The 17,432-nt window shown below is 71.2% G+C and carries 16 protein-coding genes; 11 read left to right on the top strand and 5 right to left on the bottom strand.

Annotated elements, in window-relative coordinates; genetic code table 11:
* Window positions 1-16 precede the first annotated feature (16 nt).
* The gene (locus tag KF708C_RS01415; protein ID WP_059410516.1) at window positions 17-871 is read left to right on the top strand and encodes a DMT family transporter; all 855 of its coding nucleotides are present in this window, start codon (window positions 17-19) and stop codon (window positions 869-871) included.
* 28 nt (window positions 872-899) lie between these two features.
* On the opposite strand, the gene trpS is transcribed toward KF708C_RS01415, so the two are convergent.
* The 5 genes from trpS to KF708C_RS01390 all read right to left on the bottom strand — a co-directional run bounded on the left by trpS (window position 900) and on the right by KF708C_RS01390 (window position 7,975).
* On the bottom strand, window positions 900-1,922 hold the full coding sequence (gene trpS, locus KF708C_RS01410) for a tryptophan--tRNA ligase (protein WP_020206454.1): 1,023 nt from the start codon (window positions 1,920-1,922) through the stop codon (window positions 900-902).
* Between the two features lie 216 nt (window positions 1,923-2,138).
* Window positions 2,139-2,960 carry a 16S rRNA (adenine(1518)-N(6)/adenine(1519)-N(6))-dimethyltransferase RsmA gene (gene rsmA / locus KF708C_RS01405; protein WP_020206453.1) on the bottom strand — a complete coding sequence of 274 codons (822 nt, stop codon included), beginning with the start codon at window positions 2,958-2,960 and terminating at the stop codon, window positions 2,139-2,141.
* Window positions 2,961-2,987: 27 nt separating this feature from the next.
* Window positions 2,988-4,034 carry a 4-hydroxythreonine-4-phosphate dehydrogenase PdxA gene (pdxA, locus tag KF708C_RS01400; protein ID WP_059410515.1) on the bottom strand — a complete coding sequence of 349 codons (1,047 nt, stop codon included), beginning with the start codon at window positions 4,032-4,034 and terminating at the stop codon, window positions 2,988-2,990.
* 17 nt (window positions 4,035-4,051) lie between these two features.
* Complete coding sequence (locus KF708C_RS01395; RefSeq protein WP_029044335.1) at window positions 4,052-5,557, bottom strand: peptidylprolyl isomerase; 1,506 nt, start codon at window positions 5,555-5,557, stop codon at window positions 4,052-4,054.
* 9 nt (window positions 5,558-5,566) lie between these two features.
* Complete coding sequence (locus KF708C_RS01390) at window positions 5,567-7,975, bottom strand: LPS-assembly protein LptD (protein WP_059410494.1); 2,409 nt, start codon at window positions 7,973-7,975, stop codon at window positions 5,567-5,569.
* A 155-nt stretch (window positions 7,976-8,130) separates the two neighbouring features.
* On the opposite strand from KF708C_RS01390, the gene KF708C_RS01385 reads away from it, so the two are divergent.
* The 10 genes from KF708C_RS01385 (at window position 8,131) to purH (ending at window position 17,402) form a co-directional block, all read left to right on the top strand.
* The gene (locus KF708C_RS01385; protein ID WP_059410493.1) at window positions 8,131-9,165 is read left to right on the top strand and encodes an aminoglycoside phosphotransferase family protein; all 1,035 of its coding nucleotides are present in this window, start codon (window positions 8,131-8,133) and stop codon (window positions 9,163-9,165) included.
* Window positions 9,165-9,929, top strand: coding sequence for an AzlC family ABC transporter permease (locus KF708C_RS01380; RefSeq protein WP_059410492.1), 765 nt, complete (start codon window positions 9,165-9,167; stop codon window positions 9,927-9,929). The genes KF708C_RS01385 and KF708C_RS01380 overlap by 1 nt, the downstream gene beginning before the upstream one ends.
* Complete coding sequence (locus tag KF708C_RS01375; protein WP_020206447.1) at window positions 9,926-10,264, top strand: AzlD domain-containing protein; 339 nt, start codon at window positions 9,926-9,928, stop codon at window positions 10,262-10,264. Before KF708C_RS01380 ends, KF708C_RS01375 begins: the two co-directional genes overlap by 4 nt.
* Before the next feature lie 29 nt (window positions 10,265-10,293).
* The gene (gene murU / locus KF708C_RS01370; RefSeq protein ID WP_059410514.1) at window positions 10,294-11,034 is read left to right on the top strand and encodes an N-acetylmuramate alpha-1-phosphate uridylyltransferase MurU; all 741 of its coding nucleotides are present in this window, start codon (window positions 10,294-10,296) and stop codon (window positions 11,032-11,034) included.
* A gap of 62 nt (window positions 11,035-11,096) precedes the next feature.
* The gene (locus KF708C_RS01365; protein WP_059410491.1) at window positions 11,097-12,479 is read left to right on the top strand and encodes an aminopeptidase P N-terminal domain-containing protein; all 1,383 of its coding nucleotides are present in this window, start codon (window positions 11,097-11,099) and stop codon (window positions 12,477-12,479) included.
* Window positions 12,476-12,985 (top strand): hypothetical protein, encoded by a 510-nt coding sequence (locus tag KF708C_RS01360; protein WP_020206444.1) that lies wholly within the window; start codon window positions 12,476-12,478, stop codon window positions 12,983-12,985. Before KF708C_RS01365 ends, KF708C_RS01360 begins: the two co-directional genes overlap by 4 nt.
* Window positions 12,966-14,231, top strand: coding sequence for a UbiH/UbiF/VisC/COQ6 family ubiquinone biosynthesis hydroxylase (locus KF708C_RS01355; protein ID WP_059410490.1), 1,266 nt, complete (start codon window positions 12,966-12,968; stop codon window positions 14,229-14,231). The genes KF708C_RS01360 and KF708C_RS01355 overlap by 20 nt, the downstream gene beginning before the upstream one ends.
* Window positions 14,232-14,489: 258 nt before the next feature.
* Window positions 14,490-15,581, top strand: coding sequence for a tRNA dihydrouridine synthase DusB (dusB, locus tag KF708C_RS01350; RefSeq protein WP_020206442.1), 1,092 nt, complete (start codon window positions 14,490-14,492; stop codon window positions 15,579-15,581).
* On the top strand, window positions 15,578-15,811 hold the full coding sequence (locus tag KF708C_RS01345; RefSeq protein WP_017225335.1) for a Fis family transcriptional regulator: 234 nt from the start codon (window positions 15,578-15,580) through the stop codon (window positions 15,809-15,811). Before dusB ends, KF708C_RS01345 begins: the two co-directional genes overlap by 4 nt.
* Window positions 15,812-15,827: 16 nt before the next feature.
* Window positions 15,828-17,402 (top strand): bifunctional phosphoribosylaminoimidazolecarboxamide formyltransferase/IMP cyclohydrolase, encoded by a 1,575-nt coding sequence (purH, locus tag KF708C_RS01340; RefSeq protein ID WP_020206441.1) that lies wholly within the window; start codon window positions 15,828-15,830, stop codon window positions 17,400-17,402.
* The last annotated feature ends 30 nt before the right edge of the window (window positions 17,403-17,432 follow it).

Genomic DNA, 17,432 nt, shown 5'->3' with positions numbered 1-17,432 from the left:
CACCGCGATCGGCCTGATGGTGCTGCTGTGCCTGGTCTGGGGCCTGCAGCAGGTGGTGATCAAGATGACCGCGCCGCTGATGGGCGCGGTGCTGCAGGCGGGCGTGCGCTCGGCGGTGGCGGCGCTGCTGGTGTTCGGTTTCGCGGCGTGGCGCCGCGTGCCGCTGTGGACGCGCGACGGCACGCTCGGGCCCGGGCTGCTCGCCGGGCTGCTGTTCGGCGGCGAGTTTTTCTGCATCTTCGTCGGGCTGGGCCACACCACGGCCTCGCGCATGGCGGTGTTCCTCTACACCGCGCCGATCTTCACGGCGCTCGGCCTGCATGCGATGGTGCCCGGCGAGCGGCTGCGCCGCGGGCAGTGGCTGGGCGTGGGCCTGGCCTTTTGCGGCATGGCGCTGGCCTTTGCCGACGGCATCGCGGCGCCGGCCGCGCATGGCGGCGGCACGCTGGCCGGCGACGTGCTCGGCATCCTGGCGGGTTTCCTGTGGGCGGCCACCACGGTGGTGGTGCGCGCCAGCCGGCTGGCCGCGGCGGCGCCGAGCAAGACCCTGCTTTACCAACTGGCGGTGTCGGCGGTGATGCTGCTGGCGCTGGCGCTGGGCGCGGGCCAGCACCAGCAGGCGCAGGTGGACGGGCTGGTGCTGGCGAGCCTGTTCTACCAGTCGGTGCTGATCGCCTTCGCCAGCTACCTGACGTGGTTCTGGCTGCTGCGCCAGTACCTGGCGTCGCGGCTGTCGGTGTTCTCGTTCCTGACGCCGCTGTTCGGCGTGGCGTTCGGCGTGGTGCTGATGCACGACGCGGTCGGCATGCGCTTCGCGGTGGCGGCGGTGCTGGTGCTGGCCGGCATCGTGCTGGTGAACCGGCGCGCCTGAAGCGGCGCGCCGCGCCTTCCCGAAAAACTCAGAAGCGGAACGTGCCCAGCGCGTCGCGCACTTCGTCGAGCGTGCGCTGGGTGATGCCGCGCGCCTGCTCGGTGCCGTGGCGCAGGATGTCGAACACGTGCTGCGGGTCCTTGGCGAGCGCTTCGCGGCGCTCGCGGATCGGCGCCAGCAGCGCCTGCAGCACGCCTTCGAGCCGGCGCTTGAGCACCATGTCGCCGAGGCCGCCGCGGCGGTAGTGCGCCTTCAGTTCCGCCACTTCGTCGGCGGCCTCGTCGAACGCATCGAGGTAGGTGAACACCACGTTGCCTTCCACCTGGCCCGGATCGGACACCTTGAGGTGGTTGGGGTCGGTGTACATGCGCATGACCGCTTCCTTGATCTGCTCGGGCGTGGCCGCGAGCGGGATCGCGTTGCCCTGCGACTTGCTCATCTTGGCCTTGCCGTCGACGCCGGGCAGGCGGCCGAAGCGCGGGATCAGCGCGGCGGCCTCGGGCAGCACGTCGCGCCCGACCTGGTGGTTGATGCGGCGCACGATCTCGTTGGTCTGCTCGATCAGCGGCGCCTGGTCCTCGCCCACCGGCACCACCTCGGCCTTGAAGCCGGTGATGTCGGCGGCCTGCGCGGCCGGGTAGCACAGGAAGCCGGCCGGGATGTCGCGGCCGAAGCCGCGCGCCTGGATCTCTTCCTTGATGGTCGGGTTGCGCTCGAGGCGGGCCACCGTGACGAAGTTCAGGTACAGCAGCGTCAGCTCGGCCAGCGCGGGCAGGTAGGACTGCACCGTGATGGTGGTCTTGGCCGGATCGATGCCGACCGCCAGGTAGTCGAGCGCCACCTCCAGCACGTTGCGCCGCACCTTGTCGGGATCGTGCGCGTTGTCGGTCATGGCCTGGGTGTCGGCCAGCAGCAGGTATTGCTGGTGGGAATCCTGCAGCGCCACGCGGCTCTTGAGCGAGCCGACGTAGTGGCCGAGGTGGAGCTGGCCGGTGGGACGGTCGCCGGTGAGGATGACCTTGCGCCGGGGCGCCTGCGTTTCGCTAGTCATGGCATTTCCTTGGGAGGGGTGGCGCCGCGCAGCGGTCCGGCGGGGCGATGCGCCTGCCGGGCGGGCTGCGGCGGCTGAAGTCGGGATCGGTGGATCTGTCGGTGAACCTGTCGGTGGATGTCCGGATCGATGACGGCGCGCCGCTCGCTTCAGCGGCGGCGCCAGCGATGGACGCGGAGCATACGGGTCGGCATGGCGCGCATCATCGCAGCGACCTCACGCGGCGGGCAGTTCGAGCTGGCGCGCCAGCCCGACGTAGTCGGCCACCGGCACTTCCTCGGCGCGCCGGCTCAGGTCGAAGCCCAGCGCGTCGAAGTCGACCTGGTCGCGCAGCATCGACAGCGTGTTGCGCAGCACCTTGCGCCGCTGCGAGAACGCCGCGGCGACCACGTCGCCAAGCACGGTCAGGTCGCAGGCCGGATACGGCGAGCGCAACTGGCCGTCGGCCTGGCGCGGCCACGGGATCATGCGCACCACGGCGGAGTCGACCTTGGGCGGCGGGTTGAACGAGGCCGGCGGCACGTCCAGCACGTGCTCCATGTGATAGCGCACCTGCAGCATGATCGACAGCCGGCCGAAGGCCTTGCTGCCGGGCTCGGCCACCATGCGCTCCACCACTTCCTTCTGCAGCATGAAATGCTGGTCGCGCACGAGGTCGGCGAAGGCGGCGAGGTGGAACAGCAGCGGGCTGGAGATGTTGTACGGCAGGTTGCCGACGATGCGCAGCGGCTTGCCGGCCTCGTGCAGCTTGCCGAAGTCGAAGGCCAGCGCGTCGCCGGCGTGGACGGTCAGGCGCTCGCCGTAGCGGCGGCGCAGGCGCTCGACCAGGTCGCGGTCCAGCTCCACCACCTGCATCCGCGGCAGGCGTTCGAGCAGCGGCTGGGTCAGCGCGCCGAGGCCCGGGCCGATCTCGACCAGGGTGTCGCCCGGCTGCGGGTCGATGGCGCTGACGATGCCGTGGATGATGCCGTCATCGACCAGGAAGTTCTGCCCGAATCGTTTGCGGGCCACGTGGCCCTGATGTACGTTGGAACGCATAGCTCTCTCGTCGGCTCTCGCCGGGCCTCAGCGGGTTGCCGCCGGCACGGCGCGCGGGCGGCCGCCGGCGTGTCCGGCCATGACGATGGCATTGCGGATCGCCTCGATCATGCTGCCGTGCTCGGCGCGGCCGCTGCCGGCCAGGTCGAGCGCCGTGCCGTGGTCGACCGACGTGCGGATGAAGGGCAGGCCCAGCGTGATGTTGACGCCGTGCCCGAAGGTGCCGTACTTGAGCGGCGCGAGGCCCTGGTCGTGGTACATCGCCAGCACGCAGTCGGCGCCGTCGAGATGGCGCGGCTGAAACAGCGTGTCGGCCGGATAGGGCCCGCGCGCGTCGATGCCGGCGTCGGCGGCCGCGGCCAGCGCGGGGATGATGACGTCGATTTCCTCGTGGCCCATGTGGCCGCTCTCGCCGGCATGGGGGTTGAGCCCCGTCACCAGGATGCGCGGGCGCTCGATGCCGAAGTGGCGGCGCAGGTCGGCGTCGACGATGGCCAGCGTCTGCACCAGCATGGGCACGTCGATCGCGTCGGGCACCGCGCGCAGCGGCAGGTGGGTGGTGGCCAGCGCCACGCGCAGCACGGCGTTGGCGTGCGCGGGCTGCGGGCCGGCCAGCATCATCACCACGCGCGGCACGCCGGCGCGCTCGGCCAGGTATTCGGTGTGGCCGGTAAACGGCACGCCGGCGTCATTGATGGTGCTCTTCTGCACCGGCGCCGTGACCATGCCGGCGTAGCGCGCGGCGCCGTCCGCGCCGGGCGTGCAGCCGTCGATGGCGTGGTCCAGCAGCGCCAGCACGTAGTCGCCGTTGCGCGCGTCGAGCCGGCCGGCATGGCACGGCACCGACAGCGCGATGTCCTCGCTCGCCACGCTGCCGTCGGCCAGCCGGCGGGCCCACGCCTGCGCCACGCCGAGCGCGGCGGCGCGCTCGGCCAGCAGGCGCGCGTCGCCGATCACGTGGAAGCGCGCCTGCGGGTACTCGCCGGCCATCTGCAGCAGGGCGCCCACCGTGATGTCGGGGCCGATGCCGGCAGGCTCCCCGGTGGTGATGGCCAGCGCGAGCGGTGCGGACATGGCGGCGGCGCGCGCGCTCAATTCTCGGAACGCTGGCGGTTGACGCGGTATTCCACGTAGGCCGCCTGGCGCAGTTGGCGCTGCCAGTCTTCGTAGGCCGCGCGGATCTTCTGCTCGCGCACTTCGGCGCGGGCGAAATCGCGCTGCTTTTCCGGCGTGATCTCGGTTTCGCGGCGGTCGAGGACCTGGATCAGGTGCACGCCGAACTGGCTGACCACCGGCTCGGATACCTCGCCCGGGCGCAGCCGGCTCATGGCCTGCTCGAACTCGGGCACCAGCTCGCCGGGCGAGACCCAGCCGAGGTCGCCGCCGTTGGAGGCGGAGCCGTCCTGCGAGAAGCGGCGCGCGGCGTCGGCGAAATCGCCCCCGTGGGTGATGCGGTCGCGCAGCGTGGACAACTGGCGGCGCGCCTCGGCTTCCGGCATGTTGGGGCCGGTGCGGATCAGGATGTGGCGCACCTGGGTCTGGGCGATGCGCTCGCTGGCCGCCGGGTTCGGCGCCGCGGCCGGCGCGGTGCGCTTGGCCACCAGCTTGAGCACGTGGAAGCCGTTGGCGCTTTCGATCACCTGCGGCGCCACCGCGCCCACCTGCAGGTCGAGCACGGCGTTGGCGAACAGCGCCGGCAGGCGGCCGATCTCGCGGAAGCCGAGCGCGCCGCCCTGGGCCGCTTCCGCCGAGTCGGAGGCTTTCGCCAGCTGGGCGAAGTCGGCGCCGCCCTGGACCTGCTTGAGCAGGCCCTCGGCCTTGGCGCGCAGCGCGGTCTTCTGGGCGTCCGAGGCGTCTTCCGGCACGCGCACCAGGATCTGGGCGACGTTGTACTCGGTCGGGCCGCTGCCGGCGGCGCCCTGGCCGCCGCGCGCGGCGAGATAGTTGTCGATCTCGCCGTCGTAGACCTGGACCTTGGAGTCGACCTCGCGCTCGCGCAGGCGGATCACCTGCACCTGCTTGCGCAGCTCGTCGCGGTACTTGGGCCAGGCCATGCCGCTGCGCTCGACCTGCGAGCGCAGGTCGGTCACGCTCATGCGGTTCTGCTGCGCCACCGACTCGACCGCGCGGTCGACTTCCTGGTCGGTCACCTTGATGCCCGCGTCCTGCGCGGCCTGCGTCTGCACGCGCTCCATCACCAGGCGCTCCAGCACCTCGCCGAGCAGGTCGGCGCGCGCCGGCACCGGCCGGTTGGCGGCGCGCAGCTGTCCCTCAATCTCGTCGGCGCGGTCCAGCAGCTCGCGCCGTGTGATCACGCTGCTGTCGACGATCGCCACCACCTCGTCCACCAGCTGCGAGCGCTGGGCGGTGGCGCCGGGCTGCGTCACGCCCAGGCGCGGCTGGCTCGGCGAAGTGGCGCTGCTGTCGCCCGCCTGCGGCAGGAAGATGCCGGTGGCGCGCGGCTGGGCGCCGGGCGCCTTGAGCTGCGCCGCGGCAGGCAGCGCGAAAGCGGCCAGCAGCGCGGCCAGCAGCAGGCTATGCCAGCCGGTCAGGCCGGACGGCAGGTGGGACAACGCGGTGCTTTCTTGACGTTTCATCATGGTCCGTCATTCGTAATGGTCGAGCTGGGATGGAATCACCGGACTGGCGGTGACGGGCTCATAACCCGGCACGTTCAGCCGCAGTATATCCAGCGGATTGGAGCCGATCTTGGACAGCCCGCGGAACTCCACCTGGAAGAAGATCCGTCCGGTGTAGCCGTTCGTCGTGTTGCGGAAGCGCTGGTAGACCACCCGTCCGACCCAGCAGTCGGCCGCGTATTCGACCCCGGCGAGCGCGTCGACGAGCTGGCTCGCACTCATGTCGAACGCGACCCGGCCGATGCCGTAGGTGCGCTGGGTCAGCGGCCACTGGCTCGACAGCTCGAGCTGGTCGATGGCGGTATCGTCCGTCACCGAGGTCGGCCGGCGGTAGCGGTAGCCGATATTGAACGTCTTGCGCGCCTCGGGACGCCACGAGAAGGCGATATTCGAATAAATCACACGGTCGCTGTCCGGGTTGTACTGCACCCCGGTATCGAGATAATAGCCCCGGAACAGCTGGACCGTGGCCGCCGCCAGCAGGTCGGAGTAGCCGGCCTTGCCGATCGGGTCGGTGCCGCCGATCTGCACGCGCTGGCCGGTCAGGTCGAAGCGCTGGGCGATGGTGCCGCGGAAGCGCTCGATGCCGGTGCCCGCCTCGATCAGGCGCGTGGTCACGCCGGCCGTGATCTTGTTGTTGTCGGCGATGCGGTCGTAGCCGGTAAACGGGTTCTCGCTGAAGATCTGGCCGTAGCCGAAGTCCGACTGCACGGTATCGAACAGCGGGAACAGGCTCTGGTCGCGGAACGGCGTGTAGACATAGAACAGGCGCGGCTCGAGCGTCTGCACGTAGTTGACGCCGAACAGCCGGCTCACGGTCGGCGCGTCGCGCTCGAAGGTCATGCCGGAGTCCACGCTGAAGGTCGGCAGGTTCCGGTTCAGCGTGTTGGGCGTGCCCGGCGCCGTCGTGCCCGGCTCCATCTGGTACTGGGTGGCGTTGAACGACACCTTGGGCGTGACGAACCAGCCGGGCCGGATGATCGGGTAGCTGATCGACGGCTGGATGAACAGGCGGTCGCCTTCGGGCTGCTGCGCGCTGCCGGCCGACAGCGGGATGCGGAAGCGGCTGAAGTCGGTCTCCACCTGGATGTCGAAGCCGCCCAGGTCATAGCGGATGTACTTGCCGTTCAACTGCGGCACGCGCTCGTAGGAAGGCCCGCTCGGCGGCAGCGTCTGGAACTTCTGCACGCGCGCCAGCAGATAGAAATCCTGCCAGTTGTAGGTGATGCCCCCTTCCTGGTTGTATTGCAGCTGCGTGGCCTGCACCACCGAGCGGCTCAGGTCGTTCGGATACTGGGCATCCGACACCTTGTTCACGTTCACATACGCGGCCAGCCCGGGGGCGAGCGTCTGCGCATGCTGGATCGAGTACGACCAGCGGTTGGTCTTGGTCTTCTGGTCGTCCGGCAGGAACTCGGCGCGGATGCGCCCGCCGTAGCCGCTGCCGATATAACGGTAGTCGCTGCCGAGCTGGAAGCCGCGCGAGCTCACCACGCGCGGAAAGACCGTCAGATCGCGGTTGGGCGCGATATTGAAGTAATACGGCGCCGTCAGGTCCAGGCCGGACGAGGAACTGTAGCCGAACAGCGGCGGCAGGAAGCCGCTGTGGCGGTCGCTGTTGAGCGGGAAGCTGAACACCGGCGCGGCCATGATCGGCACGTCGAAGAAGCGCAGCACGCCGCCGTAGGCGGTGCCGACCTGTCGATCGTTGTCGATGTCGAGCGTGCGCGCGCTGAAATACCAGTCCGCGTTGTCCGGCGAACAGGTGGTATAGGTGGCGTGCTGGATCGTGCTGACGTCCTTGTCGAGGAAGTCGATGCGCTCGGCCTTGCCCGAGCCGCCGGTCTGCTGGAAATAATAGTCCGGCGACAGCATGTAGCCTTCGTTGGCCTCGACCTTGAGCCGGGCTTCCGGGCCCACCGCCAGCGAGCCGCCGCGCGACAGGCGCGCGTTGCCGTGCACGAAGGCCTCGTCGCTGTCCTGGTCGTAGGTGAGCTTGTCGCCCTTGACCACGCCGCCCGCGCGGCGCAGCTCGGCGTTGCCCTCGAGCTCCACGCCGCGCTGGTTGTAGCCGTTCATGCGGTCGCCCGAGACGAAGGTCGGCGGGTTCTCGCCGGCCGCCGCCGGCGGGGCCTGGGGGCCGCCGGGCTCGGCCAGGCGCGGCACCAGCTCACCGGAGACCGGCGGCGCCTCGGGCACCTGCGCGGCGGCGGGCTCGGCGACCGGCAGGTCGGGAATGACCGAACTCGCTGTCTGCGCCTGCGCGCACACCGACCATCCGGCCATCGCCAACACGAGCGGGCGCAGTGCGCTGCCGGGCAGTCGCGCCGATGTCTTGCTTGCCTTCTGGTGCGGTGATCGTCGTTGTTCGGTCATGCGAGCGGGTCATGGGTCAGCGCGACGGCGGCGGTCCAGTGGCCGCCAGCCGCCGCCGGAGCAGGCTTTCCGGGCAAGGCAAGCCCACCCGGGGCCGCCCCGGGGCCCGGTGCTGGTCGGGTATTATACGGGGCATCGTATTCTCCCTTTCCGGCATGGCAGCACATCCTCTCGACCCGCGTCTCGACCAGCTCAAACTGTGGGTGTCCGGACTCGGTCCGGCCTGGTCGGTCGACCCCGCCTCCTGCGTGCCGGCCTCGGCCGACGCCAGCTTCCGGCGCTACTTCCGCGCCCGCACCGGCAATCCGGCGCATCCGAGCGTGATCGTGATGGATGCGCCGCCCGCGCAGGAAGACTGCCGCCCGTTCATCCACGTGGCCGGCCTGTTCGGCGACGCCGGCGTGACCGTGCCCAAGGTGCTGGCGCAGGACCTGGAGCAGGGCTTCCTGCTGCTGAGCGACCTGGGCAATACCACCTACCTGTCGCGGCTCGACGCCGCCAGCGCGCGGCAGCTGTACGGCGACGCCGCGGCGGCGCTGGTGCGCATCCAGGCGGCCACCCGCCCCGGCACCCTGCCCGCCTACGACCAGGCGCTGCTGCAGCGCGAGCTCGACCTGTTCCCGCAGTGGTACGTGGCGCGGCACCTCGGCGTCACGCTCACGGCGGCGCAGCAGGAAGGCCTGGCCGAAGTGATGCAGGCGCTGCTGGCCAACAACCTCGCGCAGCCGCAGGTCTACGTGCACCGCGACTACCACTCGCGCAACCTGATGGTGCTCGAGGGCGAGGCCAATCCCGGCATCCTCGACTTCCAGGACGCGGTGATCGGCCCCATCACCTACGACGCGGTCTCGCTGTGGCGCGACGCCTACGTCGAATGGGAAGAAGAGGCGCAGCTCGACTGGCTGATCCGCTACTGGGAGCGCGCGCGCAAGGCCGGCCTGCCGGTGGCCGGCGATTTCGGCGACTTCTACCGCGACTTCGAGTGGATGGGCCTGCAGCGCCATCTCAAGGTGCTCGGCATCTTCGCCCGCCTGTACCACCGCGACGGCAAGGACGGCTACCTCGCCAACCTGCCGCTGGTGCTGAAATACGCGCGCCAGGTGGCCGGCCGCTACGCCGAACTGCGCAAGCTGGTACGCCTGTTCGACGCCCTCGACGGCGTCGAGCGCCCGGTCGGCTACACCTTCTGATGGCCGCCGCGCAAGGCGGGCCCGCCGCCTCGCCCGCCGGGCCCGCCGCCACCCGCCGCGGCGAATGGTGGGCCGGCGTGCGCGCGCTGGCGCCGATGCTGCTCGGCGTGGTGCCGTTCGGCCTGATCTACGGCGTGCTGGCGGTCAATGCCGGCATGCCCGCGTGGCTGGCCTGCGCCATGAGCGCGGTGGTGTTCGGCGGCGCCTCGCAGATGATCCTCACGCAGTTGTGGGCGGCCGGCACGCCGGCCGTGCTGATCGCGGTCACGGTGGCGATGGTCAACCTGCGCCACGCGCTCTACTCGGCCAGCATCGCGCCGGCGCTGGCCCACCTGCCGCGCCGCTGGAAGGCGCTGGTGGCCTACCTGCTGACCGACGAGGCCTTCGCCGCCATGACGCGCCGCCTGGCCGACGACGGCGAGCGGCGGCGCTACCGCCACTGGTTCTTCTTCGGCGCCGGGTTCTCGCTGTGGGCGAGCTGGCAGGTCTCGACGCTGGCCGGCGTGCTGGTCGGCGCGCAGGTGCCGCGCGACTGGCCGCTCGACTTCTTCCTGCCGCTGACCTTCATCGCCATCATCGTGCCCGGCATCCGGCACCGCTCGCATGGCGCGGCGGCGCTGGTGGCCAGCGCGCTGGCGGTGGCCTGCTTCGGCATGCCGCACAAGCTGGGCCTGATGGTGGCGGCGCTGGGCGGCATCGCCGCCGGCATGCTGCTGCGCGGCGGCGGCCAGCGCAAGCACGGCGCCACGGAGCCCGCGGCATGAGCCAGATGACCTTGCTGCTGGTGTTCCTCGGCGCCGGCCTCGCCACCTTCCTGATCCGCCTGTCCTTCATCGCCGTGGAAGGCCGGGTGCGGCTGCCCTCGTGGTTCCGCACCGCGCTGCAGTTCGTGCCGGCGGCCATGCTGTCGGCGCTGATCGCGCCCGACCTGCTGATGCGCGGCGGCCGGCTCGCGCTCGGCCTGGACAACGCGCGCCTGCTGGCCGGCCTGGTGGCCATCGTCATCGCCGCGCGCACGCGCAGCGTCGGCTGGACCATCGCCGGCGGCATGGCCACGCTGATCGGCCTCACCTGGTGGCTCGGCCACCTGCCGAAATGAACGCCAACGCGAACGCACCGGAGCCCGCCTTGAAAGCCATGATCTTCGCCGCCGGGCGCGGCGAGCGCATGCGCCCGCTGACCGACGCCCGCCCCAAGCCGCTGCTGCCGGCCGGCGGCAAGCCGCTGATCGTCTGGCAGATCGAGGCGCTGGCGCGCGCCGGCTTCACCGACATCGTCATCAACCACGCATGGCTCGGCCAGCAGATCGAGGACGCGCTCGGCGACGGCGGCCGCTTCGGCGTGCGCCTGGCCTACTCGGCCGAGGCCAGCGCGCTGGAGACCGCCGGCGGCATCGCCCGCGCCCTGCCGCTGCTGAGCGCGGCGCCGGCGCGCGGCGACATCTTCCTGGCGGTGTCGGGCGACATCTTCACCGACTTCGACTACCGCGCGCTGCTGCCGCGCGCGCGCGCGCTGGCCGGCGCGCCCGAGCCGCGCATGCACCTGGTGATGGTGCCCAACCCGCCGTTCCATCCCGGCGGCGACTTCGCGCTCGGCGCCGACGGCCTGCTGCGGCCCGCCGGCAGCGCCGGCGCGGCCAGCCTGACCTTCGGCAACATCGGCCTGTACGACACGCGCATGTTCGCCGACATCGAGCCCGGCCGGAAGGTCGCCATGACGCCCTACTACCGCGCCGCCGTGGCCGCCGGCCTGGCCAGCGGCGAGCGCTTCGACGGCGCCTGGGAGAACGTCGGCACCCCGGCCCAGCTTGCCGGCCTGGACGCCGCCCTGCGCGCCGCGGCCGGCGCCGGCACCGCGCCGCCGCGCTGACCCGCCGATGGCGGCGGCGTAGAATCGAGCCTGTTCCCCCCAACATCCACGTGGCCACACACATGACCGCTCCCGACCCCGCCCTTCTTTCCGCCTGTCGCGGCCGCCGCGCCCGCGTGCTGCAGCAGTTGCGCGCCGCCGGCGGCGGCGTGGCGATCCTGCCCACCGCGCCGGAAGCCATGCGCAACCGCGACAGCGACTACCCGTATCGCCACGACAGCTATTTCTATTACCTGACCGGCTTCACCGAGCCGGAAGCGGTGCTGGTGCTGGTGGCGCCGGCCGCGGGCCCGGAGCGCTGCATCCTGTTCTGCCGCCCCAAGCACGAAGAGCGCGAGATCTGGGACGGCTTCCGCCACGGCCCGGAAGGCGCGCAGGCCGCGTTCGGCTTCGACGCGGCGCATTCGGTCGAGGAGATCGACACGCTGCTGCCGCCGCTGCTGGCCAACCACGCCGTGCTGGCCTACCCGCTGGCCGCCACCACCCGCACCGACATGCAGGTGCGCCGCTGGCTCGACGCGGTGCGCATGCAGGGCCGCGCCGGCGTGACCGCGCCGGCGACCGCGCTCGACATCCGCACCATCCTCGACGAGATGCGCCTGTTCAAGGACGCCGGCGAGATCGCGGTGATGCGCCGCGCCGGCGAGATCTCGGCGCAGGCGCACGTGCGCGCCATGCGCGCGTCGCGCCAGGGGCTGCGCGAATACCACCTCGAAGCCGAGCTGCTCTACGAATTCCGCCGCCACGGCGCGCAGAGCGTGGCCTACAATTCGATCGTCGCCACCGGCGCCAATGCCTGCGTGCTGCACTACCGCGCCGGCCCGGCCGAACTGCGCGACGGCGACCTGTGCCTGATCGACGCCGGCTGCGAACTCGACAGCTATGCGTCGGACATCACCCGCACCTTCCCGGTCTCGGGCCGCTTCTCGCCGGCCCAGCGCGAACTCTACGACCTGGTGCTGGCCGCGCAGGAAGCCGCCATTGCCGAGACCCGCCCCGGCGTGCCCTACAACGTGCCGCACGACGCCGCCACGCGCGTGCTGGCGCAGGGCATGCTCGACAGCGGCCTGCTCGACGCGAACCGCTGCGGCAACGTCGACGACGTGCTCGCCAGCGGCGCCTACCGCCAGTTCTACATGCACCGCACCGGCCACTGGCTGGGCATGGACGTGCACGACGTGGGCGAATACCGCGTGCCGGGCGCCGCGCCGGCCGAAGGCGAACGCCCGTGGCGCCCGCTCGAGCCCGGCATGGTGCTGACCGTGGAGCCGGGCATCTACGTGCGCCCGGCGCCGGATGTGCCCGAGCGCTTCTGGCACATCGGCATCCGCATCGAGGACGACGCGGTCGTCACCGCCACCGGCTGCGAGCTGATCACGCGCGGCGTGCCGGTCAAGGCCGACGAGATCGAAGCCCTCATGCGCGAGGCGGGAGGTGCGCGATGATCGGCTGGCTGCGCAAGGTCCTGCCCGGCGCCGGCCGCGCCGACGCCCCGCGCGCGCGCGGCTACGATCCGTCGCAGCCGTTCGTGATCAATCTCTACGATGACCGCGTGGTGGTGCACCGCCCCGACGGCCAGCGCGAGGAAGTCGAGTGGGACGCGCTGGAGCGCGTGGTGGTGCGGGTCTCGAACCGCGAGCCGTGGGCCGGCCCCGCCTGGCTGATCCTGGTCGGCGACCCGGCCGCCGACGGCACCCGGCGCGGCTGCGTGGTGCCGATGAACGCGGTCAACCAGGCCGCGCTGGTGGAGCGCCTGCAGGCGCTGCCCGGCTTCAGCCAGTCCAAGCTCGACAACGCGCTGCGCGACGCCGCGGCCGGCAAGCACCGCACCGACGCCAACCTGTGGAAGCGCGGCGCGCAGCCGGAGCCGGCCGCGAGCGATGCCGGCGCGGCGGACCCGGCAAGGCAGGCGGACGCGGCGGACGGCACGCATGCGCCCGGCGGCCACTGACGACATCATGGACGCGGATATCGCCATCGTCGGCGCCGGCCCGGTCGGCCTGTCCCTGGCCTGCCTGCTGCTGCGCACCAGTCCCTGGCGGGTGGCGCTGATCGACGCCGCCACGCCGGCGCGCGCGGCGCGCGACCCGCGCGCCATCGCGCTCTCGCACGGCAGCCGCCAGCTGCTCGAGCAGATCGGCGCATGGCCGCGCGCGGTGACGCCGATCGAACACATCCATGTGTCGCAGCGCGGGCGCTTCGGCCACGTGCGCCTGCACCACGACGACTACGCCGTGCCGGCGCTCGGCTACGTGGTGCGCTACGGCGAGCTGTGCGGCGCGCTCGAGCGGGCGCTGGCCGCGGCCGCGCAGTCCGTGCCGGACGGCGGCGCGCGCCTGCTGCGCGCCTACGACACGCACATCGGGCACACCGGGCAGCACGACGATCCCGCCGGGCTGGTGCGCCTGAGCGGCCACGCGCACGAGCAGCAGCCCGCCGTCTTCACCGCGCGGCTGGCGGTGCAGGCCGAGGGCGGCCTGTTCCAGCCGCAGGCCGACAAGGACCAGGGCAAAGACAAGGACAAGGCCGCGCCGCGCGCGCGCGGCGGCCCGGTGTTCCGGCGCGACTACGGCCAGACCGCCATCATCGCCCACGTGATCTGCTCGCGCCCGCAGCCGGGCTGGGCCTGGGAGCGCTTCACCGAGGAAGGCCCGCTGGCGCTGCTGCCCTATGAAGAACAGCACGGCGAGCCGGGCTACGCGCTGGTCTGGTGCTGCCCGCCGGAACAGGCGGCGCGCCGCCTGGCCCTGCCCGACGCGGCGTTCCTCGCCGAGCTGGAGCAGGCGTTCGGCGCGCGCATGGGCCGCTTCACCGCGATCGGCAAGCGCCACGCGTTCCCGCTCGGGCTCAATGCCGCCCAGGTGACGGTCGACGGCCGCGTGGGCGCGGTCGGCAATGCCGCGCAGACGCTGCATCCGGTGGCCGGCCAGGGCCTCAACCTGGGGCTGCGCGACGCGTTCGCGCTGGGCGCCGCGCTGCGCGCCGAGTGCAGCCCGCAGGCCTTGCAGGCGTTCGCCGGGCGGCAGCGGCTGGACCGCGCCGTGACCATCGGCGTGACCGACATGCTGCCCCGGCTGTTCGGCGTGTCCTACCCGCTGGCCGCGCATGCGCGCGGCGCCTCGCTGGCGGCGCTGGCCTGCCTCGGGCCGCTCAAGGATGCGCTGGCGCGACAGATGATGTACGGCATGCGGCGCTGACGCCGCCGGGCCCGCGGCAACGCGCGCTGCGGGGCGCGCGGCCGCGCTGCGCCACGGTCCCGCCGCCGGCCGTCGCGGCGCCCTTGCGATTATTTGCTCAAAACTTAAGCAACCCGCCCGGTTTGGCGGTAAAATCCTGCCCTCGCACATGCCCCTGGAAGTCGCCGAACCATGCGCCGAGCATGGTTTCGGCAGGGCATGCCATTTCATTTTTGTCTCGTTGCGGGCCGCCTTGCCGGCCCCCCGCCAGTCTCTATCGTGCAAATCGGACCGCACCTGCTCCGCAACAATCTGTTCGTCGCGCCCATGGCCGGCGTGACGGACCGTCCCTTCCGCCAGCTCTGCAAGCGGCTGGGCGCGGGTTATGCGGTGTCGGAAATGGTCGCGTCCAATGCGCAGTTGTGGAAGAGCGAGAAGACCATGCGGCGCGCCAATCACACCGGCGAAGTCGAGCCGATCGCGGTGCAGATCGCCGGCGCCGAGCCGTCGATGATGGCCGAGGCGGCGCGCTACAACGTCGAGCGCGGCGCGCAGATCATCGACATCAACATGGGCTGCCCGGCCAAGAAGGTGTGCAACGTCGCCGCCGGCTCGGCGCTGCTGCAGAACGAGCCGCTGGTGGCGCGCATCGTCGCGGCGGTGGTCGCCGCGGTGGCCGAGGTCGATCCGCGCGTGCCCGTCACGCTCAAGATCCGCACCGGCTGGGACCGCCAGAACCGCAACGCGCTGCGCGTCGCGCACCTCGCCCAGGAAGCCGGCATCAGCATGCTGACCGTGCACGGCCGCACGCGCGCCGACCTGTACAAGGGCGAGGCCGAGTACGAGACCATCGCCGCGGTCAAGGCGTCGGTCTCGATCCCGGTGGTCGCCAACGGCGACATCGACTCGCCGCACAAGGCCAGGCACGTGCTGGCCGCGACCGGCGCCGACGCCATCATGATCGGCCGCGCGGCGCAGGGCCGGCCCTGGCTGTTCCGCGAGATCGCGCACTATCTCGACACCGGCGCGCTGCTGCCGCCGCCCGAGGTGGCCGAGATCCGCGCGATCATGAACGAGCACCTCGAAGACCACTACGCGTTCTACGGCGAGTTCACCGGCGTGCGCACCGCGCGCAAGCACATCGCGTGGTACACGCGCGGGCTGGCCGGCGCCAACCTGTTCCGCCACCACATGAACACGCTGGACAGCAGCACCGCCCAGCTGGCCGCGGTCAACGCCTTCTTCGACCAGCAGGCGCTGCTGTCGGACCGCCTGGTCTACGTGGACGAAGGCGCGGCCGGCCCGGACGGCGACGAAGACGACCGCAACGGGTCGAACAACAACAAGAACGGGGAGTTGCTTGCCGCATGAGCCGCAACGCTATCGACCAGTGCATTCGGGACAGCCTGAGTGCCTATTTCCGCGACCTGGACGGCGAAGAGCCGTCGAACATGTACAACATGGTGCTCGAAGCCGTGGAGCGGCCGCTGCTGGAAGCCGTGATGGCGCGCGCCGAGCGCAACCAGTCGCTGGCCGCCGCCTACCTGGGCATCAATCGCAATACGCTGCGCAAGAAACTGCAGCAGCACGGTTTACTTTGAAGCGTTCCCCACAGCCATGATCAAGCAAGCTCTTCTCTCCGTATCCGACAAGACCGGCATCGTCGACTTCGCCCGCGAGCTCAACGCGCTGGGCGTGGCGCTGCTCTCCACCGGCGGCACCGCCAAGCTGCTCGCCGAGGCCGGCCTGCCGGTCACGGAAGTGGCCGACTACACCGGCTTCCCCGAAATGCTCGACGGCCGCGTCAAGACGCTGCACCCCAAGGTGCACGGCGGCATCCTGGCGCGCCGCGACCTGCCCGAGCACATGGCCGCGCTGGCCGCGCACGACATCCCCACCATCGACCTGCTGGTGGTCAACCTGTACCCGTTCCAGCAGACCGTGGCCAAGGACGACTGCACGCTGCCGGACGCGATCGAGAACATCGACATCGGCGGCCCCACCATGCTGCGCTCGGCGGCCAAGAACCACCGCGACGTCACCGTGGTGGTGGACCCCGCCGACTACGCGCCGGTGCTGGCGGAAATGCGCGCCAACGCCAACAGCGTCGGCTACGACACCAACTTCCGCCTGGCCACCAAGGTGTTCGCGCACACCGCGCAGTACGACGGCGCCATCACCAACTACCTGACCAGCCTCGGCGCCGACAAGTCGCACCAGGCCCGCAGCGCCTACCCGCAGACGCTCAACCTCGCCTTCGAGAAGGTGCAGGAAATGCGCTACGGCGAGAACCCGCACCAGTCGGCCGCGTTCTACCGCGACCTCAAGCCGTTCGACGGCGCGCTGGCCAACTACGCGCAGCTGCAGGGCAAGGAACTGTCGTACAACAACATCGCCGACGCCGACGCCGCGTGGGAATGCGTCAAGTCGTTCGACGCCGCCTACGGCGCGGCCTGCGTCATCATCAAGCACGCCAACCCGTGCGGCGTGGCAGTGGGCGCCAGCGCGCTGGAAGCCTACGAGAAGGCCTTCAAGACCGACTCCACCTCGGCCTTCGGCGGCATCATCGCCTTCAACGTCGAGCTCGACGAAGCCGCCGCGCAGGTGGTGGCCAAGCAGTTCGTCGAAGTGCTGATCGCGCCGTCGTTCACGGCCGGCGCGCGCGCGGTGTTCGCCGCCAAGCAGAACGTGCGCCTGCTGGAGATCCCGCTCGGCAAGGGCGTGAACCCGTACGACTTCAAGCGCGTCGGCGGCGGCCTGCTGGTGCAGGGCCCGGACGCCAGGAACGTGCAGCGCGAAGAACTGCGCGTGGTGACCAAGCGCCATCCCACCCCGAAGGAAATGGACGACCTGATGTTCGCCTGGCGCGTGGCCAAGTTCGTCAAGTCCAACGCCATCGTGTTCTGCGGCGGCGGCATGACGCTGGGCGTCGGCGCCGGCCAGATGAGCCGCGTGGACTCCGCGCGCATCGCCAGCATCAAGGCGCAGAACGCCGGCCTGACGCTGGCCGGCTCGGCGGTAGCGTCGGATGCGTTCTTCCCGTTCCGCGACGGCCTCGACGTGGTGGTGGACGCGGGCGCCTCGTGCGTGATCCAGCCCGGCGGTTCGGTGCGGGACGATGAGGTGATCGCGGCGGCGGATGAGAGGAATATTGCGATGGTGCTGACTGGGACTCGGCATTTCAGGCATTGATTGGCCTGATTTGAGCGACGGGCGGTTTTT

The sequence above is a fragment of the Cupriavidus basilensis genome (assembly GCF_000876015.1).
Lineage (GTDB): Bacteria > Pseudomonadota > Gammaproteobacteria > Burkholderiales > Burkholderiaceae > Cupriavidus > Cupriavidus basilensis_B.
This window is presented reverse-complemented; position numbering and strand designations above follow the sequence as displayed.